A 26,164-nucleotide genomic window follows, 5' to 3' on the forward strand; every position below is an offset into this window, starting at 1 on the left:
GCGATCTTACGGAGTAGCTTCCCGCGCAATTAGAGTGGTATGCGCTAGCGGGAGGCACTACTTGATCGTCGTCATCGGCTCCATCAATCTCGATCTCATCGCCAGTGTCGACCGCTTGCCCGGTCCCGGCGAGACCGTGCGCGGCTCCGGTTTCGCTACTGCCCCCGGCGGCAAGGGCGCCAACCAGGCGCTGGCCGCCGCCCGCGCCGGCGCCAAGGTGCGCATGGTCGGCGCGGTCGGCAAGGACAGCTTCGCCAGCGACGCTCTGGCGCTGCTGCGCGACGGCAAGATCGACCTGTCCGGCGTCGGCGAGACCTTTGCCTCGACCGGTACCGCGTTGATCATGGTCGGCGCCGACGGCGAGAACGTGATCGCCGTTGTGCCGGGCGCCAATGATTCGGTCGTGCCGGGTGACCTTTCCAAGGCTTTCGTAAAAAACGGCGACGTCGTGCTGCTGCAACTGGAGATCCCGCTGCAGACCGTCGAGGCAGCACTCGACGCGGCAAGCACGGCCGCCGCGATCACCGTGCTCAACACCGCACCTTTCCATGGCGACGCGGCCGGCTTCCTCGGCAAGGCCGACTATCTCGTCGCCAACGAAACCGAGTTCGACCTCTATGGCGAGGCGCTGTCGTTGAATGGCCGCGACCGCCCGGCACGGATGCGCGACTATGCCGCGAGAACCGGCCGCACCATCGTCGTCACGCTTGGCTCGGACGGCGTTCTGGCGGCAACGCCGGACGATCTCCTGATGGTTCCGGCGCTGAAGATCACCCCGCTCGACACGGTCGGTGCCGGCGACACGTTCTGCGGCTATTTTGCAGCCGGGCTGGCAGCCGGCCTGCCGCTCGACCAGGCGCTAGCCCGCGCTGCCGCAGCCGGTTCGCTGGCCTGCCTGAAAGCCGGTGCACAGCCGGCCATCCCGCTGGCCAGGGACGTCGATGCCGCCCTGCAGAAATCTGCAGGCTAAAGCGGGATGACAGCCATGCGCCCGACGACGAAGCACGCGGTGCCGCCCGCCGGCGACATCTGCCGCCTGTCTGCCGTGGCGCTTGCCGGGAAGATCAGGCGCCGGCAGCTTTCGGTGCGCGAAGTGGTCGCGGCATTCCTCGACAGGATCGAGGCGGTGAACCCGCTGGTCAACGCTATCGTTTCATTGCGTGAGCGTGCCGACATCCTGCGCGAGGCCGACAGCGCTGACGCTCATCTGGCGCGAGGTGGAGATACCGGATCGCTGTTCGGCCTGCCGATCGCGATCAAGGATCTTGCGCTGACAAAAGGCCTGAGAACCGCCTTCGGCTCGCCGATCTTCGCCGATTTTGTGCCTGAGGAAGACGACTTCTTCGTCGAGCGCGTCCGCAAGGCCGGCGCGATCATCATCGGCAAGACCAATGTTCCCGAATTCGGGCTCGGCTCCAACACCTACAACACCGTGTTCGGACAGACGCTCAACGCATTTGACCCGGCGCTGACCGCCGGCGGCTCGAGCGGCGGTGCGGCGGTCGCGCTGGCGCTCGACATGGTTCCCGTTGCCGATGGCAGCGATTTTGGCGGTTCCCTGCGCAATCCCGCTGCCTACAACAATGTCTATGGCTTCCGTCCATCGCAGGGATTGGTGCCGGCCGGCCCAGACCTTGATGTGTTTCTTGCGCAAATGGGCGTCGAAGGGCCGATGGGGCGTAACGTGCGTGACATGGCGTTGCTGCTCGACGTTCAGGCCGGCTATCATCCTCGCGCGCCGCTGTCGCATGATAAGCCAGGCTCGTTCCTCGAAGGGCTGGACGCACCGGCGGCCGGCGGGCGCATCGCCTGGCTCGGCGATCTCGAAGGCCATCTGCCGGTTGAAGCAGGCATTCTACAGCTTTGCGAGGCAGCACTCGGCCGGTTCGCGGATGTATCCTTCGAGGCCGAGCCGCTGATGCCGAAATTCGACTTCGAAGCGCTGTGGCAAGCCTTTGTAACGCTTCGCCAGGCGAGCAGCGGTTGTGCGCTCAAGGCGCATTACGACGATCCCTCGAAACGCAGCCTGCTGAAGCCGGAGGCCGTGTGGGAGGTGGAACATGCACTGCGCCTCACCGCGCCGCAGATCCACGCCGCCACGGTGAGGCGCTCGTCCTGGCACCGAATGCTGCTATCGCTCTTCGAGCGTTTCGACCTGATTGCGCTGCCAGCCGCACAGGTCTTTCCCTTCGATGTCGTCACCCACTGGCCAAGGCAAGTGGCCGGGCGTGCCATGGACAGCTATCATCGCTGGATGCAGGTTTCAGCGTTCGCCACGCTGGGCGGCTGCCCGGCGATCAATGTGCCGGCGGGCTTCGACGCCAGGGGCAGGCCAATGGGCATGCAATTGATCGGGCGGCCGCGCGGTGACCTCTCCGTGCTGAGGGCGGCTGCCGCCTATGAGACAACGCTGCCATGGCAGGCCGGCGCCTGCTGAAATCAACTCCGCATTGTCGGCGCCTCGCCGGCTTGCACGCAACTCATCGCCATGCATTGATCGCGACAGCGCGCCGCACGAGCGGCATCTGTGGAGGGAAAAATGTCGTTGGAACTCTACGCCACCTATGTCGTCGCCTGCATCGTCATCATCCTGGTGCCGGGGCCGACGGTGACGCTGATCATTGCCAACAGCATCCGCCACGGCTCGCGCGCAGGGCTCGCCAATGTCGCCGGCACCCAGGCCGGGCTAGCCATCATGATCGCCATCGTCGGCATCGGATTGACTTCGCTGATCGCGGGCATGGGCCACTGGTTCGAGTGGGTCCGGCTGATCGGCGCCGCCTACCTGATCTGGATGGGCGTGCAGATGTTCCGCTCGAAAGGCAAGCTGAACGCCGACGGAACGGCAAAAAGGCCACGTGGCGGCTTCTTCCTGCAGGGCCTGCTGGTGGCGATCAGCAATCCAAAGACGCTAGTGTTCTTCGGCGCCTTCTTTCCGCAGTTCATCGCTCCCGAAGGCAATTACGCACTACAGATCGGCGTCATGGGTCTCACCGCGATGATCTTCGCCGCAGTCTCGGATTCGACCTACGCGCTGGCCGCCGGCCGCGCCGGACGCCTGCTGTCGGCCGGCCGCCTCAAGCTCTTGTCGAGGATCAGCGGCAGCTTCCTGGTCGGCGGCGGCCTGTGGCTGGCCTTTTCCAAGGCGAAGTAACGGCCGCGAGCCCGGCGACGCCAACAGCAACATCCTGGAATAGGAAAGCCGATTGAAAGTCGGCCTTCAGGCCACCACATGGATCAACAGTTGGGGATTCATGTCTATGCCGTGGAGTTACGCGGATTTGAAAAGGAACGCGTTTGGCGTGATCCTGTTCATCGCTTTGTTCGCGGCGATGGTTCCGTCGGCTCTGAACAAATGGGCGAATGACGCAAGTCCGATCCGATCGGTCGACCCGGTCGATGCGACGATCAAAAGTGGACAGGGTAAAGGGCGCAATATCCAATATCTGCTGGTCCTTGAGAACGGTTCGACGGTCCTCGTTTACGACGACCTCCCGCATCTGATCGGCTCGCGCGTAGGCATCGAGCGCGTCACGCGCGACAATGGCTTCGTCTTTTACCGGTTTGCAAATTGAACGACGATCGATCGATAAGCTGTTTTCAAAGGTGACGCGAGTGACATGGCTTTTTCGGGGAATCGCTCTTGAACAAAGCCCCTATGCTACTCAACTCTAAGGTATGGGGCCGGCAAATCTTCTCTTAGAACCCGCATTCTTTTGCTTCGGGAAGAGTTTCGCGACAGAGTTGTTGGCATCACAATCTTGTGTGCGCTCGCTCTCGCGATCGCTGTGCCGATTGTAACCAGGCAGAACAGTCCGATCACTGGCACACAACTCGTAGGAGGCACCGTCGAAGATGTTGCGACGATGCCTCTAAATCCGAGGGGTTCCGTCGGACATGGACTTTATTATAGATATGAAGTCCGCCTCTATGAGGGCAACGCTCGGATATTTGTCGATGGTGAGGTGGAAACACCCCACATGATTGGATCGGAAGTCTCGATCGAAGAACAACAACGCCAGGACGGTACCACCACCTACCGCCTGCTCAACTACTGAGCAGCCCTAAAGCCGCCCCAGCCGTTCCAGCAACAGCGCGAAAAACGCATCATGGTCGATGTCGCGCATCACCATGGCGTTCTTCGGCCGCTTGGTCACCCCCCACCAGTCGATCACCGTCATGCCCATGGTGAGCTCCGAGGCGGTTTCCACGCTGACATTGCAGTTGCGCCCCTTGAACAGCTTCGGCTTCAGCAGATACGCGATCACGCAAGGATCGTGCAGCGGGCCGCCGTCGGTACCGTATTTCTCCTCGTCGAAACGTTCGAAGAATTCCAGCATGTCCGCGGTGGCCGTGCCGACCCTGGTGCCGAGCTTGCGGAAGGCCTTCGTACGCTTGGCGGTGGTCAGCGCCTTGTGGGTGACGTCGAGCGGCATCATCACGATCGGAATGCCGGATTTGAACACGACATCGGCAGCATGCGGATCGACATAGATGTTGAACTCGGCGGTCGGCGTGACGTTGCCGCCCTCGAAGAAGCCGCCGCCCATCAGCACGATTTCCTTGATGCGCGGCGCGATTTTCGGCTCGCGGATCAGCGCCAGCGCAACGTTGGTGAGCGGCCCGAGCGCGCACAGCGTGATCGTGCCGCTCTCCTCGTTCATCAGCGTCTCAACGATGAAATCAACCGCATACTCGTCCTGCAGTTTCATCTTTGGTTCGGGCAGTTGCGGCCCGTTGAGGCCGGTCTTGCCATGCACTTCCTCGGCGGTGACGAGTTCGCGCGCCAGCGGCCGGATGGCGCCTGCATAGACCTTGACGTCCGGCCGGCCGGCCAGCTCGCAGATCTTGCGGGCGTTTTTTTCGGTAAGTTTCAGCGGCACGTTGCCGGCCACCGCGGTGATGCCGACGATCTCCAGCTCGGCGCTGCCCAGCGCCAGCAATATGGCGACGGCATCGTCCTGGCCGGGGTCAGTGTCGATGATGATCCTGCGGGATTGGGGCATTTCAATTCCTTGTTTTGGCAAGTCTTTTTGGGCGGGACGTGTGACGGCTTGAAGTCTGCCGGGCGGCGGACCATATCAAGACCATCGGGAAAAATGCCATCCGGGTTTTTCCACTTTATGTCGCTCTTGAGAGGACACTGTAACATGAGCCGAATGACGCCTTTTTCCAGCCCGCTTCTCCTCGGTTTCGATTCCATGGAAAAGACGCTGGAGCGGTTGGCAAAGTCCGGTGACAGCTATCCTCCCTACAACATCGAGCGCCTCAGCGGTGCCGACGGCAAAACCGAAAGGCTGCGTATCACGCTCGCCGTCGCCGGTTTCGCGGAAAGCGATCTCGATGTCACAACGGAGGAGAACCAGTTGGTCGTGCGCGGCCGTCAGAACGACGACACCGAGCGCGAATTCCTCCACCGCGGCATCGCCGCGCGCCAGTTTCAGCGCTGTTTCGTGCTGGCCGACGGCATGCGGGTGATTGCGGCGGAATTGAAGAACGGCCTTCTGTCGATCGATCTCGATCGGCCGGAATCCGAACGGCTGGTACGAAAAATAAACATATCGGTGAAAGACTGATTTTTGCCGATAGCTCTCATGCGGGATGGCCTTGAGCGGCATCTCGCGGCAAGGAGGCTTGAAATGACCAGAACTAACGAAAATATCATCATGACCAGCGGCGAATTCGCCCATCTCGGCGAAGGTTCTGTCGCCTATCTCAGGAAAGTGTCGAGCGACGATCTGCGCGGCCGTTTCCCGGGCCTCGGCGAAATCGCGCCCGGGCTGGAACTGTGGGCCCTGTTTGCCGCCAATGGCCAGCCGATCCTGCTTTCGGACGCTCGCGACCGGGCACTGGCTGGCGCGCTGGAAAACGATCTGACCCCGGTCGCTATCCACTAACGTCGTTATCCACTGACAAATACGGCGCAGCGATCTGGTTGGAAACGGACAGGGCCGCTCACGGCGGCCCTTCAACGGATTTAATCAAAACCTCAGGCGGCGTGCGAGGCCTGTGTGTCCGACAGCAGCGCGTGGATGGCTACGGCGTCGCGCGTGCCCCTGATCTTGGCAACCGTGTCGGCGTCGCGCAGCACCCGCGCAATGCGCGACAGCGCCTTGAGGTGGTCGGCGCCGGCGCCTTCGGGAGCCAAAAGCAGAAACACCAGGTCGACCGGCTGATCATCGAGGGCCTCGAAGTCCACCGGTGTCTCCAGCCGGGCAAAAACGCCGGCGATCCGCTTCACCCCGGCCAGCTTGCCGTGCGGAATGGCGATGCCGTTGCCGACGCCGGTGGAGCCGAGCCGCTCGCGCTGCAGGATGGTGTCGAACACCTCTCGCTCCGGAATGCCGGAAATCGCCGCCGCCCTTTCGGACAGCAATTGCAGCAGCTGCTTTTTGGAGTTCGCCTTCAACGCCGGCATGATTGCCGGAACGCTGACGAGATCGCTCAGATCCATGCTTGAAATCCCTTGTTCGCCTGCCGTCGCCAGTCCCCACGCTCGCGTGCGGCTGGTTTTTACCCCTGCGCGACCTTGGCCGTGGACGGGTCGATCCAGCCAATATTCCCGTCCGGCCGGCGATAGACGATGTTGAGATGGTCGTTTCCGGCATTGCGGAAGACCAGGACCGGGCTGTCCTTGGTGTCGAGTTCGATCACCGCTGACGCCACCGACATGGTCCGCAGCGTCATGGTCGATTCGGCGACGATGGCCGGCGCGAAATTCTCCGGTATGTCCTCCTCGTCGTCGGCAAGCGGCGCCATCACCGTATAGGCGACGTCGGTGAGCTCGCCGTTGCTATTGCCTGAATTGTGCGACTTCAGCCGGCGCTTGTAGCGCCTGAGGCGTGTTTCCAGACGGTCCGCCGCGGTATCGAAGGCAAGCGTTGGATCCTGGGCATCGCCGGTCGCCTGCAGCGAAGCACCGGAGTCCAGCCGGATCATGCAATCGGCCGTGTAGCGCGACCCCGATTTGACGACTACGATTTGCCCTGAAAAGCCCCGATCGAAATATTTCCCGATCACTTCCCCGACACGGTCGTTGATGCGCGTACGGAACGCATCGCCGATATCCATGTGTTTTCCCGATATGCGCAGTGTCATCTGAAAACTGACCTTCCTTGCTCAGGCTTCAAACTGTCCCGAGTTTATACTCGTGGTCCGCGCGCACAAGCTTTTGCGGCGTCACTTGCGCCGATTTTAGATCCGAACTTTCCGGTTGATCACAAGCCGCCTTCTTGGCCGTCCCGTGGCCTACATCGTGACGGACCATCTCTCGTGCGGGCATCGGCGAACTCAAATCCACTCGCCAGCCCGTCCCATGCGGGCGGGCTTCTAGCCACTTCGTCGCCGCTTGTCAATGAAGGGCGAAAGCTGTGGAAATTCCGCCGGAGATCAACGGCCGGCGCTGGCCAAAGCGCGTTTTTCACGCCGCCGCTGCACCGAAGAGGGTATGTTCATGCCTTCCCGGTATTTGGCCACCGTGCGCCTGGCGATGTCGACGCCGCTTTCCCGCAGCATGTCCACGATGGCATCGTCGGAAAGCACATCGATGGCTTTCTCCTCGTCGATCAGCTGCTTTATGCGGTCGCGCACCGCTTCCGACGAATGCGCATCGCCGCCACCTGACGAAGCGATCGAGGCGGTGAAGAAATAGCGCAGCTCGAACACGCCGCGCGGCGTCAGCATGTATTTGTTTGCCGTGACCCGGCTGACCGTTGATTCGTGCATGCCGATGGCGTCCGCCACCGTGCGCAGGTTGAGCGGCTTCAGGTGCCGCACGCCGTGGACGAGAAAAGCGTCCTGCTGGCGCACGATCTCAGAGGCCACCTTGAGAATGGTCTTCGCCCGCTGGTCGAGGCTGCGCGTGAGCCAGTTGGCGTTCTGCAGGCATTCGGCAAGGAAATCCTTTTCCGCCTGGTTTTTCGCATGTGGCGTGACCTGGGCGAAATAGATGTGATCGACCAGCACGCGCGGCAGCGTCTCGGCATTGAGCTCGACCGTCCAGCTGCCGTCATTGGCTGCACGCACCTCGATGTCGGCCACGATCGCATCGCTGGCACCGCGCGAAAACGCCATTCCCGGCCGTGGGTCGAGCGCCCGGATCTCGGCCAGCATGTCGAGCAGATCCTCTTCGTCGACGCCGCAAATCCGCTTCAGCGTCTGGAAATCGCGCCGTGCCAGGAGTTCGAGATTGGCGATCAGCGCCTTCATCGCCGGATCGAGCCGGTCGCGCACGGCCAGCTGCAGCAACAGGCATTCGGCGAGGTCGCGGGCGAATATGCCGGCGGGCTCGAATGTCTGGCAGACCGCCAGGACCGTTGCCATCGCCGTGGCGTCCGCGCCGAGGCGGGCGGCGATCTCGGCCATATCGGCACGCATGTAGCCGGCCTCGTCGAGGCCGTCGGCAAGCTCGCCGGCGATCAGGCGCGCCGCCGGATCGGCAAAGGCGAGCGCCACCTGCTCGCCGACATGGTCGCGCAGCGTGATGGCCGCCGCCGCCATATCCGCGACGTCGAAGCCGTCGGAGGAAGAGGTGGAACCATTGCCGGACGCCGATTTCCATTGTGCCGTCAGGTCGGGCCCGAGCCGCTCGCTCGTACCAGGATCGTCAGGAAACAGGTTTTCCAGCGACGTATCGAGCTTTTCCGAGATCGCCTCGGCGCTCCATGCCGTTTCCGCCTCGAACCAGTCGCCGTCGGCAGCCGGTTCCGATGCGGCCTCGCCCTTCTGCGCCTGGTCGCTGGCGGCGTCCTCCTGCGGTTCGGCGCGTTCCAGCAAGGGATTGCGTTCGATCTCGTCGTCGATAAAGCGTTCCAACTCGAGATGGGTGAACTGCAGCAGGCGGATCGACTGCATCAGCTGCGGCGTCATCACCAGCGACTGCGACTGTCGTAGCTGTAGTTTTGCCGCCAACGCCATGGTTCGGTTTCAAACGCCCCGTCTACGCACCCGCACTGCTGGAAGGAATTTTCCAGGCCAGCATAGAAACTGGCCCGGCTTTTGCTTGTCAAGGCGAGGAGCGGTAAAACTCGCCTGCCGACGCGTTTTCAGGCAGAAAATTGAAGAAAAAGCTGTTGGACTACGCCGGAAATCCCGTTCGAACCGGAATTTCGCATTTAGAGTGTAAATCCCTCGCCGAGATAAAGCCGCCGCACGTCGGCATTTGCGACCACTTCGTCGGCCCGACCATGGGTCAGCACCTGGCCGGCATGGATGATGTAGGCGCGGTCGATCAGGCCAAGTGTCTCGCGGACATTGTGGTCGGTGATCAGAACGCCGATGCCACGTGCCGTCAAGTGGCGCACGAGCTGCTGGATGTCGGCGACGGCGATCGGATCGATGCCGGCGAAAGGTTCGTCGAGCAGCATGTAGGCGGGGCGGGTTGCCAAGGCGCGGGCAATTTCGAGGCGTCGCCGCTCACCGCCGGAGAGCGACAGCGACGGAGCCTTGCGCAGATGGCTGATGTGAAATTCCTCGAGCAATTCGTCGAGCAGGCGCTCACGCTCCTTGCGGCTCTTTTCGACGACCTCGAGCACGGCCCGGATGTTTTGCTCGACATTCAGGCCGCGAAAAATCGACGCTTCCTGCGGCAGATAGCCGATGCCGAGACGGGCGCGGCGATACATCGGCATCGACGTGACGTCGAAACCGTCGATTTCGATCGTGCCTTCATCGACCGGCACCAGGCCGGTTACCATGTAGAAACAGGTCGTCTTGCCGGCGCCGTTGGGGCCGAGCAGCCCAACCGCCTCGCCGGCGCGCACGCCCAGCGTCACGCCGCTGACGACTTTGCGGCCCTTGTAGCTTTTGGTCAGCCCCTTGGCGATCAAGGTTCCCTTGAACTTTGCCGCTTCGACGGTGACCCTGGCCGGTGCCGCAAGTTTGCTGGCGGCGCGCCCTGGAAGACGCGCCAGCAGCGACGATATGCCGGTCATCAGGGTTTCGCTGCTCCAGACTTCGCCGGCGGCGTGATCGACATCATGACGCGGCCGCCGCAAGCGTCGACCTGGGCAAGGCCGCTCTTCATCTGCACGGTAAGCTTGCAGCCGACAAGCACGTTATCGCCTTGCGAGAGCACGACCTTGCTGCCCGAAAGCACCAGCACTTCGGTCTTCATGTCGAAGGTGCCGCGGTCGCCGGTGGCAACCTGATTGTCCGATTTGATGTAGACCTTATCGTCGACCTCGAGATGGTCGATGTTGGCGGATCCGGTCATTGCCGCGGCACCCGCGGGCTGGGCGCCTTTAGCGGCGCCTGCATCCCTGACGTAATAGACCGTCATTTTGCCGGCCTTGAGCACGGTTGGACCCTGGACGACGTTGACGTTGCCGGTGAAGACGGCGACGCTTTCCGCCTGGCGCACCTCGAGCTTGTCGCTTTCGATCTGGATAGGCTTGTCGCCCGACAGCCTGAGGCCGGACATTTGGCTGGTGGCACTGGATTGCGCCAGCGACGGCGCCGTCCCGAAGGTCAGCCCCAAGGGCAACCCGAGCGTCAACGCCGAAATCGCGGCGAGGCGCCGTGCCGAACTACTGAACCGCATTGGTCTCTCCGCTCTTTGCCTCTGCCGCCTTCAAACTGGCGGGATCGATGTCGACGCGCACCTTGTTCTCGAAAACCAGGACCTTGCCATTGTCCTGGACCGACATCGAATCCGCCCTGATCCGCGACCCGCCGCGGCTGACATCGACGGGCTCGCTTGTCTTCATAGTGCCTTCGCCCATGTCGAGATAGACTGATTTGAATTTTGCCACCACACCATCCGTGGTCGACACGGTCACATCGCTGGTCAGGCTGAGCGTGTTGCCGTCGCGATCATAGGTGCCGTGCGTGGCATCGATGGCGGCCGTGTTGTCGGCCGCAATCGGCAGCTTGGCCTTGATGCCCTCCAGATCGATGATGCCTTGTTTGCTGACATCCTGTATGGCGCGCAGGGCTGTCATCGAATAGGGCAGGTTCTGTTTGGTGAAGCCGTTGAGCTTGGGGTTCGCCATCACCAGCTTGCCATCGGCAAAGGCGCCGCCGTCGGCCTGCACCTCGATTGCGGCGGGAGCCATGAGATAGGAATAGACGGGAAACGCGACCGCAATCACGGCAGCGACCAGCGGCACGGCCAGCTTGAGGACACGGACCCGGCGCGAATGACGCTGCGCAACGTCAAACGCGTCGACCCGCGCCCGGCCTGCGGCCTTGGGAGCCAACTCCGTCTCGGTGTTGGTCGGTTCGATTGGTCCCGCTAACATGACTGCTTCTTCTAAACCCCTGCCCGCCAGGCCGCCCTATAGGTGGGGTGCCGGCGCCCTCAAGCAAGCACAAGCCGAGGAAAACCGCAAAAATGTGACAGCCGCCCCTGTACAATGAAAATGGCCCCAGCGCAGCCTGTACCTCATACCAGATATGGGCGCACAGTGTTAGGGCCTGTGGAACGAGACAGGTTGAGGCTTGCCGCGAATGCCTAACGGCCTTTGGCGCAAGGCCGTCAGGAAACGGTAGCCGGGCGCGAATGGTTGCTTTAAAAGCATCTGCTCCCACCGACTACGAGGCTGACCATGGTATTGAGAGCCGACGACCTGATCGACCGCCGCCGCTTGCGCCGCAAGCTGACATTCTGGCGTGTTGCGGCGATTATCGTCGCGGCAGCCGGACTGATCGCCTTCTCGGCATGGATCTATGGTGACGACTTCACCGGCGCGGCTGTCGACCACATCGCCAAGGTCAAGATCGAAGGTACCATCACCGAAGACGAAGAACTGATCAAGCGGCTGGAGGCAATCCGTCAGTCGCCGCGCGTCAAGGCTGTGATCCTGTCGATCGATTCACCCGGCGGCACCACCGTCGGTGGCGAATCGATCTATGAGGCAGTGCGCAAGCTCGCCTCCGACAAGCCGGTGGTGGCCGAGGTCGGCACGCTCGCGGCTTCGGCAGGCTATATGATCGCCACCGCGGCCGACCATATTGTCGCACGCAAATCCTCAATCGTCGGCTCGATCGGCGTGCTGATTCAGTACCCGGACGTCAGCGGCCTCATGGACAAGCTCGGCGTCAAGCTGGAGGAGGTGAAATCCTCGCCCTTGAAGGCCTCGCCTTCTCCCTTCAAGCCGACCAATGACGATGAGCGCGCCATGGTCCGCAAGCTCATCCTCGACAGCTACGACTGGTTCGTCGGCATCGTCGCCGAGCGCCGCAACATGACCAAGCCGGAGGTGCTGGCGCTCGCAGACGGGTCGATCTTCACCGGCCGGCAGGCGGTCACCAACAGATTGATCGACGCGGTCGGCGGCGAGGCCGAAGCGATCGACTGGCTTGCAGGCAAGGGCGTCGATGCCAAGCTCAAGGTGGTGGAATGGAAGGACACGGAAAAACGCGGCGGTTTCCTGTTCTCCAAAGCGATGGCGCAGACCGTCGGTGCTGCGCTTGGCCTGGCCGGCCATGACGGCGACGTCCTTCACGAAATTGGAGCGGACCGCTTGTTTCTTGACGGTCTCGTTTCCGTCTGGCACCCTTGAGGAACCGCTTGGGACGAGTGAAAAACCAAATAAAATCATTCTGATAATTTCGGCGGCACTGCTTTTACGGGGAGCCTTTTCATGATCAAATCCGAACTTGTGCAGATCATCGCCACGCGTAATCCGCATCTTTTCCTGCGCGACGTCGAAAACATTGTCAGCGCCATCTTCGATGAAATCACCGACGCGCTTGCCGAGGGCAACCGGGTCGAGTTGCGCGGCTTCGGCGCGTTTTCGGTGAAAAATCGCCCTGCCCGCACCGGCCGCAACCCGCGCACCGGCGAATCCGTAGAGGTCGAGGAGAAATGGGTACCGTTCTTCAAGACCGGCAAGGAATTGCGTGAAAGGCTGAACGGAGGCAAGTAGGCGCCGCGCCCGCCGTCCCGCTCCGATAGCAGTCCCTACGGAAAAACATGTTCAATCGCTTAATCCTCATCGTGGTCTTCGTGCCGCTGGCCATCATCCTGATCGCGCTGGCCGTTGCCAACCGCGAACCGGTCGCCTTCACGCTCGACCCGTTCAATCCGGGCAACCCGGCGCTGACGCTGACCTTGCCGCTGTTCATATTCCTGTTCCTTGCCCTTGCCATCGGCATGATCGTCGGCAGCCTGGCGACCTGGATCAAGCAAGGGCGCTATCGCAAGCTGGCGCGCCAGCGCGGTGCCGAGGCCGAGAATCTGCGCCAGGCGGTAAGCCGCGCGCCTGCCGCGCCTCGGAGCCCGGCTTTGCCGAAGCCGACAAACTGAAGCGTCGCTGACATATCTTTCGCGGAGCCTTTCATGCTGACCATTTCGGCCGCCGAGGTCGACAGCGCGCTGACCTTTCCCGGACTGATCGAGACGCTGCGCGCCGCGTTTCGCGATGGCGCCATACAGCCGGTCAGGCACCATCATACGATAGAGCGGCCCGACGGCGCCGCTTCAACGCTGCTTTTGATGCCGGCCTGGACCGACTTCAACACGGCTGGCACCTCCGCCGGCGGTCACATCGGCATCAAGATCGTCACCGTGTCGCCCGACAACAACGCTGTCGGCAAACCCGCGGTGATGGGCCTTTACCTCTTGCTCGACGGCACCACCGGCGAGCCGCAGGCCATGATCGACGGCCAGCGGCTGACGCAGTGGCGCACGGCCTGCGCCTCGGCGCTGGCCGCCTCCTACCTGGCCCGCGAGGACGCCTCGCGGCTGCTCGTGGTAGGCGCCGGCGCGCTGTCGCCGTTCCTGGCGAAGGCGCATTCGGCTGTGCGGCCGATCACCAACATCCGCATCTGGAACCGCACGCCGGCCAATGCCGAAAAGGTCGCTGCAAGATTGCGTGCGGAAGGTTTTGCGGCCGAAGCCGCAGGCGATCTCGGCGCCGAACTCGGCCAGGCCGACATCATTTCCTCGGCGACCATCACCACCGAGCCGCTCGTCAAGGGCGCCTTGTTGCGACCTGGAACGCATGTCGACCTCGTCGGCGGCTTCACTCCGGCGATGCGCGAAAGCGACGACGACACGGTTGCGCGGGCCCGCGTCTATGTCGACACCCGCGCCGGCGCCACCAAAGAGGCGGGTGACATCGTCCAGCCACTGGCCTCCGGCGTGCTGAAGGCGGAAGCCATCGTCGCCGACCTCAATGAACTGACGCGTGGAGACAAGAAGGGCCGGCAGAGCGCCGGTGAGATCACGCTGTTCAAGTCGGTCGGCGCAGCCCTCGAGGACCTCGCCGCCGGCATTGCCGTGTATCGCGCAAGCGTAGGGCAGTAGGGCAGTAGGGCAGTAGGGCAGTAGGGAACTGTACTGATCGTGCGGCGCCGCGCCAGCTATGTTTCCTGTCACGTACTCCCCTACTGCCCTACTGCCCTACTGCCCTACTGCCTTACTCCCTTTGCCAATAAACCCGCAGCCGGTGGTTGTCCGGATCGAGCGCGACGAAGGTCCGGCCGAAATCCATGTCGGTCGGGCTCTGCAGGATTTTCAGACCCCGTCCGGCCCAATCGGTGTAGGTGGCATCGACCGCCTCCGGCGTGTCCAGCGCAAAGACGATCTCGGCGCCACCGCCTGCTGCCGCGGCGTCCGGTTCCACGGTGTGACGCGACCAGAGGCCGAGCTTGAAGCCGTTGTCGAGCACGAACAGCACGAAGGTCGGCGAGGTCTCGACCGGCTGCCGCCCAAGCAGCGCGCTATAGAAGGCGCCGCTTTGCTCAGGCTTGTCGACATAGAGGATGACGAAATTGGGCGGTGTCATGAATTGCTCTCCAGATCGTTTCGACTGGAGGAGCATACCGTACGCCCACTGCCAGATTCTGGCAGCAGTCTCAACTGAGCAGCAGCCTTAGCTTGGCGTGTCGAGCGTCGCCCGCCATTCTTTGAGCAGCACCTGACGGCGGCGCGGATAGCGCATCTCGGTGGCATTGAGGCCGGATATCCGGTCGGCGCGAAAGTGCCTGAAATCCTGGCGCATCTCGCACCAGGCCGCGACGACGCGCACCTTGTCGAAGAAGCCGAGTGCGAACGGCCAGACGGTGCGCTCGGAGGCAGCGCCGCCGGCGTCGCGATAGACAAAGCTCAGCTTACGCTCCTCGCGGATGGCCTGCCGCACCACGCCGAGATCGATGCCTTCGGTGACCTCGGTGCGCGACCCGACCAGCAGCGTCGAGGCGTCGAGCTCTTCGCGCAAATCGTTCGGCAGCACCGCCGCGATCTTGGCCAGCGCGTCGGTGGCGGCGTTCGCAAGCCGCCAGTCCGGCTGCTTGGCCACCCAGCGCGAACCGAGCACGATCGCCTCGATCTCCTCATCGGTGAACATCAAGGGCGGCAGCATGAAACCGGGCCTGAGCACGTAACCCAACCCCGCCTCACCCTCGATCGGCGCGCCCTGCCCCTGCAGCGTGGCGATATCGCGATAGAGCGTGCGGATCGACACACCCATTTCGCCCGCAAGGCTGCGGCCGCTGACTGGCCGGCGATGCCGGCGCAGGATCTGGATCAGGTCGAGCAGGCGTTCAGCACGGGACATGAATCATGACCTGGTTTCAATCACGATAGAGCCCCAGCGCTTTCGGCGGCAAGCGACATGGGTGGCGGACGGGAACGTCTGCGTCCTGACGCCGTTGTCTGGCCACTATGGATATGCGCGGGTTCCTGTTGTTCTGGTCGGTTTTGACCGCCATCGTCGCTGCGCTCAGCCTCGGACCATCCTTCGCCCATGTGCTGGAATCGGTGCCGCGGCTGACCAGTTGGCCGCCTTCGCTCTGGCGTGAAACCACTGTCTTCAACGCTCAGTTCCAATTCTTCGCGATTGTCGGCGCACCGCTGGACGTGGCCGCGATCGCCTGTCCGGGGCTTCTCGCCTGGATGCTGCGCAGTGACCGCCCGGCTTTTGGTGGATTTTGGCCGCCACCGTGCTTTATCTGATGGCCCTCGTGGCGTGGTTTACCCTGGTCAAACCGGCAAACGATGTCCTGGCCACCTGGGTGCCTGGACCGATCCCGGACAATTTCGAAAGTATCCGGAGCAGTTGGGAAAGCGGCCATATGGTCGTCACCGGCTTCAAGGCCGTTGGTTTCATAGCGCTCGCAGTCGGCCTGCTGTCGATCAGGCGCGGCTGATCCGGTTGCACACGTCGGCAGCCCTTTTGTTGCGCCGGTCAATGTGCTGTGGCAGAAGCGGCGAGCCGCCGTCCGGAGATGCGCCTTCTTGAAACCTTTTCGCGACAAACGCCGCGACAGCCGCCCGCCCCCGAAGGGCGGGGCGGAGCAGCCGCGGCGGCGCGACGCCGGCCTGACCGCCGGTTCGGAGCCTAAACTGCAGGACCGGTCCGAGCCGAAAGCCGCGCCGCGCCCTCTATCCCGTCGCGATGGCGTGCTGCCTGCCGAACATCTGCCGCTGATCCTCGAGGTCGGCCCCAATCAGGACTACGCGTTGCTCGACAGCGGCGCCGGAGAAAAACTCGAGCAATACGGCCCCTACCGCATCGTTCGGCCGGAGGGCCAGGCGATCTGGCAAAAGGCTTTGCCGGCCAGGGACTGGGAGCGCGCCGACGCCATTTTCACCGGCGATACCGACGAGGAAGGCATCGGCCGCTGGCGCTTCCCCAAGACGCCGCTCGGCGAGACCTGGCCGATGAAGCATGACGGCATAGATTATCTCGGCCGCTTCACTTCGTTTCGCCATGTCGGCGTCTTTCCCGAGCAGGCCTCGCACTGGGACCACATGGCCGGACTGATCGCGGCGGCAAAACGGCCGGTGAAGGTGTTGAACCTGTTCGGTTACACCGGCCTTGCCTCCTTGGTGGCGGCGCGTGCCGGCGCCGAGGTCACCCACGTGGATGCTTCCAAGAAGGCGATCGGCTGGGCGCGCGAAAACCAGCAAATGGCGGGCTTGTCGCAAAAGCCGATCCGCTGGATCGTCGACGATGCCGTGAAATTCGCCGAACGCGAGGAGCGCCGCGGCAGCCGCTACGACATCATCCTGTTCGACCCGCCCGCCTATGGCCGCGGACCGAAAGGCGAGGTCTGGCAGCTGTTCGAGGACCTGCCGGCGCTGACCGATATCTGCCGCACGATCCTGACGCCGAAGCCGCTCGCCGTGGTACTGACCGCCTATTCGATCCGCGCCTCTTTTTTCGCCATCCATGCCCTGATGCGCGACACCTTCGCCGGCATGGGCGGCACGGTCGAGTCGGGTGAATTGATCATCCGCGAGAAATCTGCCGGTCGGGCGCTTTCGACCTCGCTGTTCTCGCGCTGGGTGGCCTGAATGAGTGCGTACGAACGGCACGCGGGCGCGCCAGGGCAGGTGAAGGAAGTCACCAGCCTCGCCAACCCGCTGGTCAAGGACATCAAGGCGCTCGCGCTGAAGAAATTCCGTGACCAGCAGAATGCCTTCATGGCCGAAGGCCTGAAGCTGGTCATCGACGCGCTCGATCTCGGCTGGTCGATCAGGACACTGGTCTTCGCCAAGGCCGGACGTGGCAATACGGCGGTTGAAAAGGTCGCGGCGCGCACGGTCGCCGCCGGCGGCACCGTCCTTGAAGTTTCGGAAAAAGTGCTGGTCGCCATCACCCGCCGCGACAATCCGCAAATGGTCGTCGGCGTGTTCTCGCAGAAATACCTGCCGTTGAAGGACATCCGCGCCCGTGACGGCGACGTCTGGGTGGCGCTCGACCGCGTCCGCGACCCCGGCAATCTCGGCACCGTCATCCGCACGGTCGACGCTGTCGGGGCCAGGGGCGTCATCTTGGTCGGCGAGACCACCGATCCCTTTTCGGTCGAAACGGTGCGCGCCACCATGGGCTCGATTTTCGCCGTGCCGGTCGCCAAGGCGTCGCCCGAAGCTTTTCTCGCCTGGCGAACGAGCTTCCCCGGCCTCGTCGCCGGCACCCACCTGAAGGGTGCGGTCGACTACCGCTCGGTCGATTTTTCAAAGGGCCCGGTGCTTTTGATGATGGGTAACGAGCAGCAAGGCCTGCCTGACGAGCTTGCCGCAAGCTGCGACAAACTGCTGCGGATACCGCAGGCCGGCCGCGCCGATTCGCTCAACCTTGCAGTGGCCACCGGCGTCATGCTGTTCGAGATCCGGCGCGGCGCGCTGAAGCTCGGCCCGGAGGACGCCAGATCGTGACATCTCAAACCGTGAAACTGCAAACCATGAAGTCCTGGAGGCCGTATGCTCTTCTGGTCGTCGCCGCGATAGCGCTCGACCAGTGGGTGAAATACCTAGTCGAAACCGGTCTTGCCTTTCAGGAACGGCTCGACCTGCTTCCGTTCCTGGCGCTGTACCGCACCTACAACACCGGCATCGCGTTCTCGCTGTTTTCGTCCTTCGGCGACACCGGCCTGGTGGTCGTCGCGGTTCTGGTGGTCGCTTTCGTGCTCTATCTTGCGGCCCGCACGCCGCCCGGCCACCTGCTTGCCCGCATCGGCTTCGCACTGATCGTCGGCGGCGCGCTCGGCAACCTGATTGATCGCGCAATCTACGGTCATGTCATCGACTATGTCCTGTTCCATACGCCGGTCTGGTCCTTCGCGATCTTCAACCTCGCCGACGCCTTCATTTCGGTTGGTGCGGTGCTGGTCGTCTTCGACGAACTCATTGGCTGGCGGCGCGGAGCGTCGAGCGATTGACCTCACTCGCCTGGCGCCACACATTCTGATCTGCAAGCCCGAGGAGAAAAAATGCCCGAAACCTTCAAAGCCATCCTCGTTTCGCGTGACGCCGAGAAAAACCAGTCGGTCGCGGTGACCGAGCTTACCGAGGCAGACCTGATGGAGGGCGACGTCACCGTCGCGGTCGAGGCGACGACGGTGAACTACAAGGACGGTCTTGCAATTACCGGCAAGGCGCCGGTGATCCGCCGCTGGCCGCTGGTGCCGGGCATCGATTTCGCCGGCACCGTCATCTCGTCTTCCAATCCTGACTGGCGCAAGGGTGACAAGGTCATATTGAACGGCTGGGGCGTCGGCGAGACGCATTTCGGCGCCTTTGCAGGGCGCGCCCGCGTCAAGGGCGACTGGCTGGTGCCGTTGCCGGACGGCATGAGCCCGCATGATGCGATGGCGGTCGGCACCGCCGGCTACACCGCCATGCTTTGCGTCATCGCGCTGGAGCGCCACGGCATCGTGCCCGATCGCGGCCCGGTGGCGGTGACCGGCGCTGCCGGTGGCGTCGGCTCGGTCGCGGTCTCGATCCTGTCCAGCCTCGGCTATCACGTCATCGCCTCGACCGGCCGTGCTGCCGAAAGCCCCTATCTGATCGACCTCGGCGCCGCGGAAGTGATTTCACGCGACGAGCTTGCCCAGCCCGCAAAACCACTCGCCAAGGAACGCTGGGCCGGCGGCGTCGATGCGGTCGGCAGCCACACGCTGGCCAACGTTCTATCGATGACCTCCTATGGCGGCGCCGTTGCCGCTTGCGGCCTCGCCGGCGGCATGGACCTGCCGGCAAGCGTCGCGCCCTTCATCCTGCGCGGCGTCTCGCTGCTCGGCATCGATTCGGTGATGGCGCCGAAGGCGGTCCGCCTCGAGGCCTGGCGCCGTATCGGCGCCGATCTCGACCACGCAAAGCTTGCCAGCCTTTCGACGAGCATCGGCTTCGACGGCATCATCGGCGCCGCGCATGACATCGTCGAGGGTAAGATCCGCGGCCGCGTGGTGGTGGATATGTGAGCCCCCAAGGGAAAAAAAGAGCGCGACCGGTAAAATTCGAGCGATCAACCACAACCTTCGATAAGCTCTGTCTGGCAGGATTTCCGTATGATTGCGGAACCCGGCATCAGAGAGGCGGAACCAGCCGAACGGGCCGACGGGACGGCCCCCGCGGCGCCAGGACGGCAGCTTGTCGCCGCGCCACCGCTGGCGCCGGAACTGCCGGCCTCCAACCGCGAAGGCCTGCCCTTCCTGACGCTCGTCGCCATTGTCGTGCTGGCAGGCTTTTCGCATCTGACCGGGGCGCCGATCTTCATCACTATCGGCCTTTTGGCGACAGCCATCGCCGGGCTCGCCATGCATCTGCGCAACAGGCGCACCGAGCGCCGCGCGGTGGCCCTGCTCGATGCCACGACCGCCCGCAGCCGCGCCGAAATAGAGACGCTGGCCGACCGCATGTGGGAGATGCAGGAGAGCGAGGAGCGCTTTCGCGGGCTGATCGATGCACTCGGCGATCTCGTCGTCCATCGCGACCGCGACGGCCACATTGTCTACGCCAACAAGGTTTTCGCCGACCTTGTCGAAACCGACCAGCGCGACCTTGCCGGCAAGACCCTGGCCGAACTAGGCATCGATGTCGGCATCGTCCCCGACGCCGCGTTTTCCGACCATGAATGCCTGAGTTCCACCGACGTCGCCATTCGCACGCCGGACGGCCCACGCTGGTTCTCTTGGATCGAGCTGTCGGTGCGCGACAAGGACAGCGGCGCCGTTTCGCATCGCGCCATCGCCCGCGACATCACCGCTCGCAAGCGCGCCGAATCCTCGCTGATCACCGCCCGCGAGCGGGCCGAATATGCGAGCCAGGCCAAATCGCGCTTCCTCGCCACCGTCAGCCACGAGATCCGCACGCCGATGAACGGCATCATGGGCATGGCCCGGCTTCTCGCCGACACCAGCCTTTCGCCCGAGCAGCGGACCTATGTCGGCGCCATCTCGACCTCGGCCAGCGCGCTGCTGGCGCTGATCGAGGACCTGCTCGACTACTCCAAGATCGAGGCCGGCCGCTTCGATCCCGAACCGCAGCCGATGTCGGTGCGCGAGATCGCCGACAATGTCATCGAGCTTTTGGCGGCGCGGGCTTTTGCCAAGGATATCGGCCTCGGCTGTCATGTCGAACCCGACGTGCCGCAGCTGATCACCGCCGACCCCGGCAGGGTCAGGCAGGTGCTGCTCAATCTCATCGGCAACGCCGTCAAGTTCACCGACAGCGGCGGCGTCCTGGCAAGCATCGCCCGCGTCCGCACCGAAACCACCGACCGCATCCGCTTCACCATCACCGACACCGGCCCCGGTCTGCGCGAGGAGGACATGGAGCGCATATTCGAGGACTTCGAACAGGCTGACGGCACCTCGACCCGTGCGCATGGCGGTGCCGGCCTCGGTCTCGCCATTTCCAAGCGCCTGGTGACCGCCATGGGCGGCACTATCTCTGTGTCAAGCCGGCTTGGCCAGGGGTCCGAATTCGTCTTCGAGATTCCCGCTATTTCCGCCGTCGAGGCGCCGCAGATCCGCCAGGACGCGCTGTCGGGCCGGCATGCCGTGATCGTGTCGAAGAACCTGGTCGAGGCCGAAGCCCTCGCCCGCACCATTCGCGCCAATGGCGGCGCGGTCGATCTGGCCACCGCCGCCGCCCAGGCCACCCCTTTCGCCGAGAGCTGCGACGTGCTGCTGATCGATGCTGCCATGGAGCAAAGCGACGGCAGGCTGCTCAGGCGCCTGCGCCAGAGCGGATTTGCCGATTGCGAGGCAGTGACGCTGATCGCACCGACCGACCGTGGCATGCTTGGCGAGTTCCGTGCCAATGGTTACGCCACGTTCCTTGCGAGGCCGGTGCGCGGTGAGACATTGCTGCGCGTGCTTTTGACCAGCCACGCGCCGGTCGTCGCCGAGCCGCAACTGCAAAGGCGCGGCGCGCAGACGGGCCACGCCATTGGCGCCCGCCAGCAGGGCCTATCGGTGCTGATCGCCGAGGACAACGACATCAACGCCATGCTGGCCCGCGCTACACTGCTGAAGGCCGGGCATCGCGTGAAAGTGGTCGGCAACGGCAAGGCCGCCGTCGAGGCGGTCATCAGCACCGGCCACAAGCACCGTTACGACGTGGTGCTGATGGACTTGCATATGCCTGTCATGGACGGCCTGGACGCCATCGCCGCCATCCGCCGCCATGAGGAGGAGACCGCGGTGCCGCCGGTGCCGATCATGGTGCTGTCGGCCGACAGCCAGGAAAAGACCCGCCACGCCGTGCTCGCTCACGGTGCCAGCGGCTTCGTCACCAAGCCGCTCGACCCCGATGCCCTGGTTCATGCGGTCGAAGGGCAAGCGGCCGCCTGAGGCACAACATCGACGGTTGATAGATTGCCCAGCCGACGAAGTATTGCCCGCAGAGCCGTATCACGGTACTGTCACAATCCTGTTGCACCTACACCGTATCCCCGTGCCAAGAGGGATGGCTCGAAGGAGAATCACTCGTGCATACAGTCATGCCGGAATGTGATGCTCGGCCGAACGCCAGCGGGCCTTTGCTCGTCGGCCGGAACGCCGATGCCGTCATAAAAGGCGCATCGCTCGGCCGCATCGGCAATCTCGAAGTGCGGCTCGCCCGCAACGAGGCCGAGATCGCTGCCGCGCAGGAAGTGCGCTACCGGGTGTTCTACGACGAGCTTGGTGCCAGGAAGGACCTGTTCCAGATGCAGGACCGCCGCGATGCCGATCGCTTCGATCCCCTCTGCGATCATCTGCTGGTCTTCGATACTTCGCTTTCCGGCCCCGAGCATCGCCGCATCGTCGGCACCTACCGCCTGCTGCGGCAGGAGATTGCCGCGGCCGCCGGCGGCTTCTATTCCGAAGGCGAATTCGAACTGACCAAGCTGATCGCGCGGCATCCTGGCCAGCGCTTCCTCGAGCTCGGCCGCTCCTGTGTTCTGCCCGAATACCGCTCGAAGCGCACCATCGAGGCGCTGTGGCAAGGCATCTGGGCCTATATCAATCATTACGGCATTGGCGTGATGACCGGCTGCGCGTCGTTCCACGGCACCGTGCCGGCGGCACATGCAGAGGCGCTGACCTACCTTGCCCACCACTGCCGGACGAATTCATCCTGGGACGTGCGTGCCGTCGCCGGGCGCTATTGTTCGATGGATCTGATGCCGATCGAGGCCGTCAATACCAAGGCGGCGATTGCCGCGATGCCGCCGCTGGTCAAGGGCTATCTGCGCGTCGGCGCGCGCATTGGCGACGGTTGTGTCATCGACCGTGAATTCTCGACGGTCGACGTGTTCGTGGTGATGCCGGTCAAGGAGATCGGTGCCCGCTACGTCAATTATTATGGCGGAGAAGCGCAGCGGTTTGCGGCCTGAATAGGGGAGTAGGCGGAGAGAAGGCAAGGGCCCGAGTAGGCAATTGCTCTACTTTACCCGACGCAGCGCTATTCCCTACTCCCGTACTGCCCTGTTCCCCTACTCCCCTAACTTACGCATCCTTCTCAGCCTGCTCGTTGACCGGCCCCGGCTCCACTGGCGCTTCGCTTGCGACATGCTTGGGGCCGCCCTTGGCGACGCCGACCATGGCCGGCCGCAGCACACGCTCGCCGATCGAATAGCCGGGCTGCACGACTTGCACGACTGTGTTGGCCGGTACGTCGGGATTGGGCACCTCGAACATCGCCTGGTGGAAATTCGGATCGAATTTCTCGCCCTCGGGCTCAAGCTTCTTCACGCCGTGGCGTTCCAGCGCCGACAGCATGGCGCGCTCGGTGATCTCGACGCCGTCGATCAGCGCCTTGAAGCCGGCATCGCCCGACGCCTTGGCCTCCTCCGGGATGGCATCCAGCGCACGGCGCAGATTGTCTGACACCGAAAGCATGTCGCGGGCAAAATTGGCAACCGCATAGGCGCGCGCATCGTGGACGTCGCGGGCGGTACGGCGGCGCAAATTCTCCATGTCGGCCGCGACGCGCAGCGCGCGATCCTTCAGCTCTTCGTTTTCCTTCAGAAGCCGCACAAGCGCTTCATAGTCGCCGTCGACGCCACCTTCCCTTGGCTCCGCGGCAGCCTCGGTCTTCTCGGCTTCATCGGGCGCGCGTTCGTCTTTTGCCTGGTCGCTCATCGCCGTTTCCCGTCATTTTCGAATGGTGTGGATTTGCGCCCGATATCGAGGTTTAGCGGCCAAAAATCAAGGGGCAAGCGATACTGCAGCCGCTGTCGCTGCTTGATGACGGACGGCGCAGACCTCTCGATTTTAATTCAAACTTTACCGTACCCGACGGCTTTGCTTGCCGGGACACTACAATGCGGGAACCATTCCTCCCTTGGAAGAGTTTCGAAGCCGACACAGGATTTTGGATGATGCCCCGCAGGAATGGCGAAAAACGCGACGGGCTCGCCGCCGATATCCGGCGCCAGCTCGGCACCGAGGCGACCAAGCGCTTTCTGCGCACCTTGCCGGCCTTCCGCACGGAGTCCGATATTCCCGACCGTCTGAAGGAATTGCTCGACCGCCTGGACGGCGTGGAAGCCAAGGTGGTCGCAGGCGGGCGCCGTCGGTAGACACCATTGCAGGCCGTGCATCCGGCGACTGCGGCCACCAATTCCTCGCCATCGCGCGACATTTACCCGCAGTAACTTTGCGTGATCTCCGCCTTGCGGCAGCGCGCCGCTCCGCCTATGTTTCATGATGAACATGATTTCCCCCGAAGCTGTGGCAAACAGCAAGCGCGCCTGGTTGAAGATCCTGTCGCGCTATAAAAAGCCCGACAGGCGTCGCAGCGCCGTTGAACTCGCCATCACCCTCATTCCTTTCGCCACGCTGTGGGCACTGTCCTCGGCCGCCTATGCCTATGGCCATTGGTGGGGTCTGGTCCTCATCCTTCCGGCCGCCGGCTTTCTGGTGCGGATCTTCATGATCCAGCACGATTGCGGCCACGGCTCCTTCTTTGCCAACCGCTATGCCGACGACTGGATCGGCCGCGTGCTAGGCGTGCTGACGCTGACGCCCTACGATTGCTGGCGCCGCGCCCACGCCACCCATCACGCCAGCGCCGGCAATCTCGACGAGCGCGGCACCGGCGACATCAAGACACTGACGGTCGCTGAATATCGGCAACTGTCATGGCGGGGCCGGCTCGCCTATCGCCTCTATCGCCATCCGCTGGTGATGTTTGGTCTTGGCCCGATATGGATCTTCATTTTCGAGCAGAGACTGCCCTTGGGCATGATGCGGGGCGGTTTCACCCCCTGGGTGTCGTCGATGTCGACCAATCTCGCCATCGCGGTCATCGCCGCGCTGCTCATCTGGTTCGTTGGCCCCGGCGCGTTCCTGGTCGTGCATTTGCCGATCGTCATCCTCGCCGGATCGGCCGGCATCTGGCTGTTTTATGTCCAGCATCAGTTCGAGGAGACGGAGTGGACAAAGGACTCCGAGTGGGAATTCCAGCACGCTGCCCTGCACGGTTCGTCCTATTACGACCTGCCGCCGGTGCTGAACTGGATCACCGGCAATATCGGCGTCCACCACGTGCACCACCTCTCGGCCAAGGTGCCGTGCTACCGGCTTCCGGAAGTGCTGAGGGACTATCCGGAGTTGCGTGAGATCGGCCGCGTCACACTCCTCGACAGCCTGCGCTGCGTCAAGCTGGCGCTGTGGGACGAGAGCCGCAGCAAGCTGGTATCGTTCCGCGAAGCGCGGATGGCCGTGTAAAGCATACCGCCGCACCTAAAGCGCGTCGCGCTCGACCGGCCTCATGCGACGCGCTTTAGGTTGTTGTTTATGCATGCCGTTATCGCAAAACCGCTGACACTTTTGCGCGACATGCGTTAGGGGTGCGGCGGGCTCCACATTCCGAGCTTAAGCCGCCCGGCGCTGGTCGCGCATCAGGATCTCGCCCTGGTGGATCTCGGTGCCCAGCACTTTCAGGCATTCGCGCATGAAGGCGGCAAGGCCCGGCCAGCCCTTGGCCGACACAAGATTGCCGTCGACATGGGCGCCGGTCGGCGCAACATCGATATAGATGCCGCCGGCCAGCGTGACTTCCGGCTCGCAATATTGCAGCGCCGCGACTTCCCTGCCGCGCACCACGCCGTCGACCGCGATCAGGATCTGCACGCCGTGGCAGATGGTGAAGATCGGTTTTCCCGTCTCATGGAAATGCCGCACCAGCGCCTGCACGCGCTTGTCGATGCGGATATATTCCGGCCCGCGCCCGCCCGCCGCGTAGACGGCATCGTAGTCGGCCGGATTGACCTCGGAAAACGTCTTGTTGAGGATGTAGTCGTGGCCGAGCTTTTCCGTATAGGTCTGGTGGCCCTCGAAGTCGTGCAGCGAGGTCTTCAGGATATCGCCGGCCTTCTTGTCGGGGCAAACGACATGGACGGTGTGGCCCACCGCATGCATGGCCTGTTCAAAGACGAAATCTCGTACTCCTCGCTGAACTCGCCAACGAGAATCAATATCTTCTTGCCAGCCATACCCG

General features: G+C 63.3%; 30 protein-coding genes and 1 pseudogene. 20 read left to right on the plus strand and 11 right to left on the minus strand.

The features are described from left to right. The first annotated feature begins 61 nt into the window (after positions 1–61). The 4 genes from NKJ15_RS05495 (at position 62) to NKJ15_RS05510 (ending at position 3,575) form a co-directional block, all read left to right on the plus strand. Positions 62–970 (plus strand): ribokinase, encoded by a 909-nt coding sequence (locus NKJ15_RS05495; RefSeq protein ID WP_352502653.1) that lies wholly within the window; start codon positions 62–64, stop codon positions 968–970. A gap of 6 nt (positions 971–976) precedes the next feature. Continuing rightward, positions 977–2,437, plus strand: coding sequence for an amidase (locus tag NKJ15_RS05500; RefSeq protein WP_352767782.1), 1,461 nt, complete (start codon positions 977–979; stop codon positions 2,435–2,437). A 102-nt stretch (positions 2,438–2,539) separates the two neighbouring features. Further along, the gene (locus NKJ15_RS05505; protein ID WP_352469436.1) at positions 2,540–3,154 is read left to right on the plus strand and encodes a LysE family translocator; all 615 of its coding nucleotides are present in this window, start codon (positions 2,540–2,542) and stop codon (positions 3,152–3,154) included. A 52-nt stretch (positions 3,155–3,206) separates the two neighbouring features. After that, a complete protein-coding gene (locus NKJ15_RS05510; RefSeq protein WP_352469435.1) occupies positions 3,207–3,575 on the plus strand; it encodes a hypothetical protein in 369 nt (122 codons plus the stop codon). Positions 3,576–4,064: 489 nt separating this feature from the next. Here NKJ15_RS05510 and NKJ15_RS05515 read toward each other — a convergent pair whose 3' ends face one another. Continuing rightward, the gene (locus tag NKJ15_RS05515) at positions 4,065–5,006 is read right to left on the minus strand and encodes a nucleoside hydrolase (RefSeq protein WP_352469434.1); all 942 of its coding nucleotides are present in this window, start codon (positions 5,004–5,006) and stop codon (positions 4,065–4,067) included. 144 nt (positions 5,007–5,150) lie between these two features. Between NKJ15_RS05515 and NKJ15_RS05520 the strand changes: the two genes are divergently transcribed. Further along, on the plus strand, positions 5,151–5,576 hold the full coding sequence (locus NKJ15_RS05520; protein ID WP_023675270.1) for an Hsp20 family protein: 426 nt from the start codon (positions 5,151–5,153) through the stop codon (positions 5,574–5,576). A 63-nt stretch (positions 5,577–5,639) separates the two neighbouring features. Then, a complete protein-coding gene (locus NKJ15_RS05525; protein WP_023675269.1) occupies positions 5,640–5,897 on the plus strand; it encodes a BQ00720 family protein in 258 nt (85 codons plus the stop codon). A 92-nt stretch (positions 5,898–5,989) separates the two neighbouring features. Here NKJ15_RS05525 and ptsN read toward each other — a convergent pair whose 3' ends face one another. The 6 genes from ptsN to lptC all read right to left on the minus strand — a co-directional run bounded on the left by ptsN (position 5,990) and on the right by lptC (position 11,240). Continuing rightward, positions 5,990–6,454 carry a PTS IIA-like nitrogen regulatory protein PtsN gene (ptsN, locus tag NKJ15_RS05530; RefSeq protein ID WP_023675268.1) on the minus strand — a complete coding sequence of 155 codons (465 nt, stop codon included), beginning with the start codon at positions 6,452–6,454 and terminating at the stop codon, positions 5,990–5,992. 59 nt (positions 6,455–6,513) lie between these two features. Further along, a complete protein-coding gene (hpf, locus tag NKJ15_RS05535; RefSeq protein ID WP_023675267.1) occupies positions 6,514–7,098 on the minus strand; it encodes a ribosome hibernation-promoting factor, HPF/YfiA family in 585 nt (194 codons plus the stop codon). 291 nt (positions 7,099–7,389) lie between these two features. Beyond that, positions 7,390–8,916 carry an RNA polymerase factor sigma-54 gene (gene rpoN, locus NKJ15_RS05540; protein ID WP_352814495.1) on the minus strand — a complete coding sequence of 509 codons (1,527 nt, stop codon included), beginning with the start codon at positions 8,914–8,916 and terminating at the stop codon, positions 7,390–7,392. A 197-nt stretch (positions 8,917–9,113) separates the two neighbouring features. Next, positions 9,114–9,932, minus strand: a complete 819-nt coding sequence (lptB, locus tag NKJ15_RS05545; RefSeq protein WP_292664962.1) for an LPS export ABC transporter ATP-binding protein — start codon at positions 9,930–9,932, stop codon at positions 9,114–9,116. Further along, positions 9,932–10,540, minus strand: a complete 609-nt coding sequence (locus tag NKJ15_RS05550) for an LptA/OstA family protein (protein ID WP_292664963.1) — start codon at positions 10,538–10,540, stop codon at positions 9,932–9,934. The genes lptB and NKJ15_RS05550 overlap by 1 nt, the downstream gene beginning before the upstream one ends. Further along, a complete protein-coding gene (gene lptC, locus NKJ15_RS05555) occupies positions 10,527–11,240 on the minus strand; it encodes an LPS export ABC transporter periplasmic protein LptC (protein ID WP_352469430.1) in 714 nt (237 codons plus the stop codon). Before lptC ends, NKJ15_RS05550 begins: the two co-directional genes overlap by 14 nt. A gap of 306 nt (positions 11,241–11,546) precedes the next feature. On the opposite strand from lptC, the gene sppA reads away from it, so the two are divergent. The 4 genes from sppA (at position 11,547) to lhpI (ending at position 14,251) form a co-directional block, all read left to right on the plus strand. Next, positions 11,547–12,503: a signal peptide peptidase SppA gene (gene sppA / locus NKJ15_RS05560; RefSeq protein ID WP_352814497.1), complete on the plus strand. Its 957-nt coding sequence runs from the start codon at positions 11,547–11,549 to the stop codon at positions 12,501–12,503. 81 nt (positions 12,504–12,584) lie between these two features. After that, a complete protein-coding gene (locus NKJ15_RS05565) occupies positions 12,585–12,869 on the plus strand; it encodes an integration host factor subunit beta (protein ID WP_023675261.1) in 285 nt (94 codons plus the stop codon). A gap of 47 nt (positions 12,870–12,916) precedes the next feature. Then, positions 12,917–13,249 (plus strand): LapA family protein, encoded by a 333-nt coding sequence (locus tag NKJ15_RS05570; RefSeq protein WP_352814499.1) that lies wholly within the window; start codon positions 12,917–12,919, stop codon positions 13,247–13,249. A 33-nt stretch (positions 13,250–13,282) separates the two neighbouring features. Continuing rightward, a complete protein-coding gene (gene lhpI / locus NKJ15_RS05575; RefSeq protein ID WP_352814501.1) occupies positions 13,283–14,251 on the plus strand; it encodes a bifunctional Delta(1)-pyrroline-2-carboxylate/Delta(1)-piperideine-2-carboxylate reductase in 969 nt (322 codons plus the stop codon). A gap of 112 nt (positions 14,252–14,363) precedes the next feature. Here the strand turns inward: lhpI and NKJ15_RS05580 are convergent, their stop codons facing one another. Continuing rightward, a complete protein-coding gene (locus NKJ15_RS05580) occupies positions 14,364–14,732 on the minus strand; it encodes a VOC family protein (protein WP_352814503.1) in 369 nt (122 codons plus the stop codon). A gap of 87 nt (positions 14,733–14,819) precedes the next feature. Beyond that, entirely contained in the window at positions 14,820–15,503 is a 684-nt protein-coding gene (locus NKJ15_RS05585) for a helix-turn-helix transcriptional regulator (protein WP_352684488.1), read from the minus strand. Positions 15,504–15,616: 113 nt separating this feature from the next. Between NKJ15_RS05585 and NKJ15_RS05590 the strand changes: the two genes are divergently transcribed. The 8 genes from NKJ15_RS05590 to olsB all read left to right on the plus strand — a co-directional run bounded on the left by NKJ15_RS05590 (position 15,617) and on the right by olsB (position 23,054). Further along, positions 15,617–15,901 (plus strand): hypothetical protein, encoded by a 285-nt coding sequence (locus NKJ15_RS05590; protein WP_352814505.1) that lies wholly within the window; start codon positions 15,617–15,619, stop codon positions 15,899–15,901. Next, on the plus strand, positions 15,889–16,095 hold the full coding sequence (locus NKJ15_RS05595; RefSeq protein WP_352814507.1) for a hypothetical protein: 207 nt from the start codon (positions 15,889–15,891) through the stop codon (positions 16,093–16,095). The genes NKJ15_RS05590 and NKJ15_RS05595 overlap by 13 nt, the downstream gene beginning before the upstream one ends. A gap of 88 nt (positions 16,096–16,183) precedes the next feature. Beyond that, positions 16,184–17,245 carry an RsmD family RNA methyltransferase gene (locus tag NKJ15_RS05600; protein ID WP_352814509.1) on the plus strand — a complete coding sequence of 354 codons (1,062 nt, stop codon included), beginning with the start codon at positions 16,184–16,186 and terminating at the stop codon, positions 17,243–17,245. Further along, the gene (locus tag NKJ15_RS05605; protein ID WP_352469423.1) at positions 17,246–18,109 is read left to right on the plus strand and encodes a TrmH family RNA methyltransferase; all 864 of its coding nucleotides are present in this window, start codon (positions 17,246–17,248) and stop codon (positions 18,107–18,109) included. A gap of 26 nt (positions 18,110–18,135) precedes the next feature. Then, on the plus strand, positions 18,136–18,612 hold the full coding sequence (lspA, locus tag NKJ15_RS05610) for a signal peptidase II (RefSeq protein WP_352454178.1): 477 nt from the start codon (positions 18,136–18,138) through the stop codon (positions 18,610–18,612). Between the two features lie 51 nt (positions 18,613–18,663). Next, positions 18,664–19,653: an acrylyl-CoA reductase (NADPH) gene (gene acuI / locus NKJ15_RS05615; RefSeq protein ID WP_352469422.1), complete on the plus strand. Its 990-nt coding sequence runs from the start codon at positions 18,664–18,666 to the stop codon at positions 19,651–19,653. 87 nt (positions 19,654–19,740) lie between these two features. Next, a complete protein-coding gene (locus NKJ15_RS05620; RefSeq protein ID WP_352814511.1) occupies positions 19,741–22,029 on the plus strand; it encodes a PAS domain-containing hybrid sensor histidine kinase/response regulator in 2,289 nt (762 codons plus the stop codon). Positions 22,030–22,178: 149 nt separating this feature from the next. Next, on the plus strand, positions 22,179–23,054 hold the full coding sequence (gene olsB / locus NKJ15_RS05625; protein WP_023675251.1) for a l-ornithine N(alpha)-acyltransferase: 876 nt from the start codon (positions 22,179–22,181) through the stop codon (positions 23,052–23,054). A 112-nt stretch (positions 23,055–23,166) separates the two neighbouring features. Here olsB and grpE read toward each other — a convergent pair whose 3' ends face one another. Continuing rightward, positions 23,167–23,802 (minus strand): nucleotide exchange factor GrpE, encoded by a 636-nt coding sequence (gene grpE, locus NKJ15_RS05630; RefSeq protein ID WP_023675250.1) that lies wholly within the window; start codon positions 23,800–23,802, stop codon positions 23,167–23,169. A 236-nt stretch (positions 23,803–24,038) separates the two neighbouring features. On the opposite strand from grpE, the gene NKJ15_RS05635 reads away from it, so the two are divergent. Together NKJ15_RS05635 and NKJ15_RS05640 are read left to right on the plus strand one after the other, a co-directional pair. After that, on the plus strand, positions 24,039–24,242 hold the full coding sequence (locus NKJ15_RS05635) for a hypothetical protein (protein ID WP_023675249.1): 204 nt from the start codon (positions 24,039–24,041) through the stop codon (positions 24,240–24,242). Between the two features lie 127 nt (positions 24,243–24,369). After that, entirely contained in the window at positions 24,370–25,392 is a 1,023-nt protein-coding gene (locus NKJ15_RS05640; RefSeq protein ID WP_352469420.1) for a fatty acid desaturase, read from the plus strand. Positions 25,393–25,539: 147 nt separating this feature from the next. Here the strand turns inward: NKJ15_RS05640 and NKJ15_RS05645 are convergent. Continuing rightward, a pseudogene (locus tag NKJ15_RS05645) lies at positions 25,540–26,159 on the minus strand (DJ-1/PfpI family protein). Positions 26,160–26,164 lie beyond the last annotated feature (5 nt).

The organism is Mesorhizobium sp. M0207, assembly GCF_040321995.1.
Classification (GTDB): domain Bacteria; phylum Pseudomonadota; class Alphaproteobacteria; order Rhizobiales; family Rhizobiaceae; genus Mesorhizobium.

Coding starts and splice junctions, on each gene's coding strand:
- lptB (WP_292664962.1), bottom strand. CDS start 9,932: ATGACCGGCATATCGTCGCTGCTGGCGCGTCTTCCAGGGCGCGCCGCC.
- NKJ15_RS05500 (WP_352767782.1), top strand. CDS start 977: ATGACAGCCATGCGCCCGACGACGAAGCACGCGGTGCCGCCCGCCGGC.
- sppA (WP_352814497.1), top strand. CDS start 11,547: ATGGTATTGAGAGCCGACGACCTGATCGACCGCCGCCGCTTGCGCCGC.
- NKJ15_RS05570 (WP_352814499.1), top strand. CDS start 12,917: ATGTTCAATCGCTTAATCCTCATCGTGGTCTTCGTGCCGCTGGCCATC.
- rpoN (WP_352814495.1), bottom strand. CDS start 8,916: ATGGCGTTGGCGGCAAAACTACAGCTACGACAGTCGCAGTCGCTGGTG.
- NKJ15_RS05505 (WP_352469436.1), top strand. CDS start 2,540: ATGTCGTTGGAACTCTACGCCACCTATGTCGTCGCCTGCATCGTCATC.
- NKJ15_RS05620 (WP_352814511.1), top strand. CDS start 19,741: ATGATTGCGGAACCCGGCATCAGAGAGGCGGAACCAGCCGAACGGGCC.
- NKJ15_RS05605 (WP_352469423.1), top strand. CDS start 17,246: ATGAGTGCGTACGAACGGCACGCGGGCGCGCCAGGGCAGGTGAAGGAA.
- ptsN (WP_023675268.1), bottom strand. CDS start 6,454: ATGGATCTGAGCGATCTCGTCAGCGTTCCGGCAATCATGCCGGCGTTG.
- grpE (WP_023675250.1), bottom strand. CDS start 23,802: ATGAGCGACCAGGCAAAAGACGAACGCGCGCCCGATGAAGCCGAGAAG.
- NKJ15_RS05640 (WP_352469420.1), top strand. CDS start 24,370: ATGAACATGATTTCCCCCGAAGCTGTGGCAAACAGCAAGCGCGCCTGG.
- NKJ15_RS05635 (WP_023675249.1), top strand. CDS start 24,039: ATGATGCCCCGCAGGAATGGCGAAAAACGCGACGGGCTCGCCGCCGAT.
- hpf (WP_023675267.1), bottom strand. CDS start 7,098: ATGACACTGCGCATATCGGGAAAACACATGGATATCGGCGATGCGTTC.
- NKJ15_RS05515 (WP_352469434.1), bottom strand. CDS start 5,006: ATGCCCCAATCCCGCAGGATCATCATCGACACTGACCCCGGCCAGGAC.
- olsB (WP_023675251.1), top strand. CDS start 22,179: ATGCCGGAATGTGATGCTCGGCCGAACGCCAGCGGGCCTTTGCTCGTC.
- NKJ15_RS05520 (WP_023675270.1), top strand. CDS start 5,151: ATGAGCCGAATGACGCCTTTTTCCAGCCCGCTTCTCCTCGGTTTCGAT.
- lspA (WP_352454178.1), top strand. CDS start 18,136: ATGAAGTCCTGGAGGCCGTATGCTCTTCTGGTCGTCGCCGCGATAGCG.
- acuI (WP_352469422.1), top strand. CDS start 18,664: ATGCCCGAAACCTTCAAAGCCATCCTCGTTTCGCGTGACGCCGAGAAA.
- NKJ15_RS05525 (WP_023675269.1), top strand. CDS start 5,640: ATGACCAGAACTAACGAAAATATCATCATGACCAGCGGCGAATTCGCC.
- NKJ15_RS05550 (WP_292664963.1), bottom strand. CDS start 10,540: ATGCGGTTCAGTAGTTCGGCACGGCGCCTCGCCGCGATTTCGGCGTTG.
- NKJ15_RS05580 (WP_352814503.1), bottom strand. CDS start 14,732: ATGACACCGCCCAATTTCGTCATCCTCTATGTCGACAAGCCTGAGCAA.
- NKJ15_RS05590 (WP_352814505.1), top strand. CDS start 15,617: ATGCGCGGGTTCCTGTTGTTCTGGTCGGTTTTGACCGCCATCGTCGCT.
- NKJ15_RS05585 (WP_352684488.1), bottom strand. CDS start 15,503: ATGTCCCGTGCTGAACGCCTGCTCGACCTGATCCAGATCCTGCGCCGG.
- lhpI (WP_352814501.1), top strand. CDS start 13,283: ATGCTGACCATTTCGGCCGCCGAGGTCGACAGCGCGCTGACCTTTCCC.
- NKJ15_RS05565 (WP_023675261.1), top strand. CDS start 12,585: ATGATCAAATCCGAACTTGTGCAGATCATCGCCACGCGTAATCCGCAT.
- lptC (WP_352469430.1), bottom strand. CDS start 11,240: ATGTTAGCGGGACCAATCGAACCGACCAACACCGAGACGGAGTTGGCT.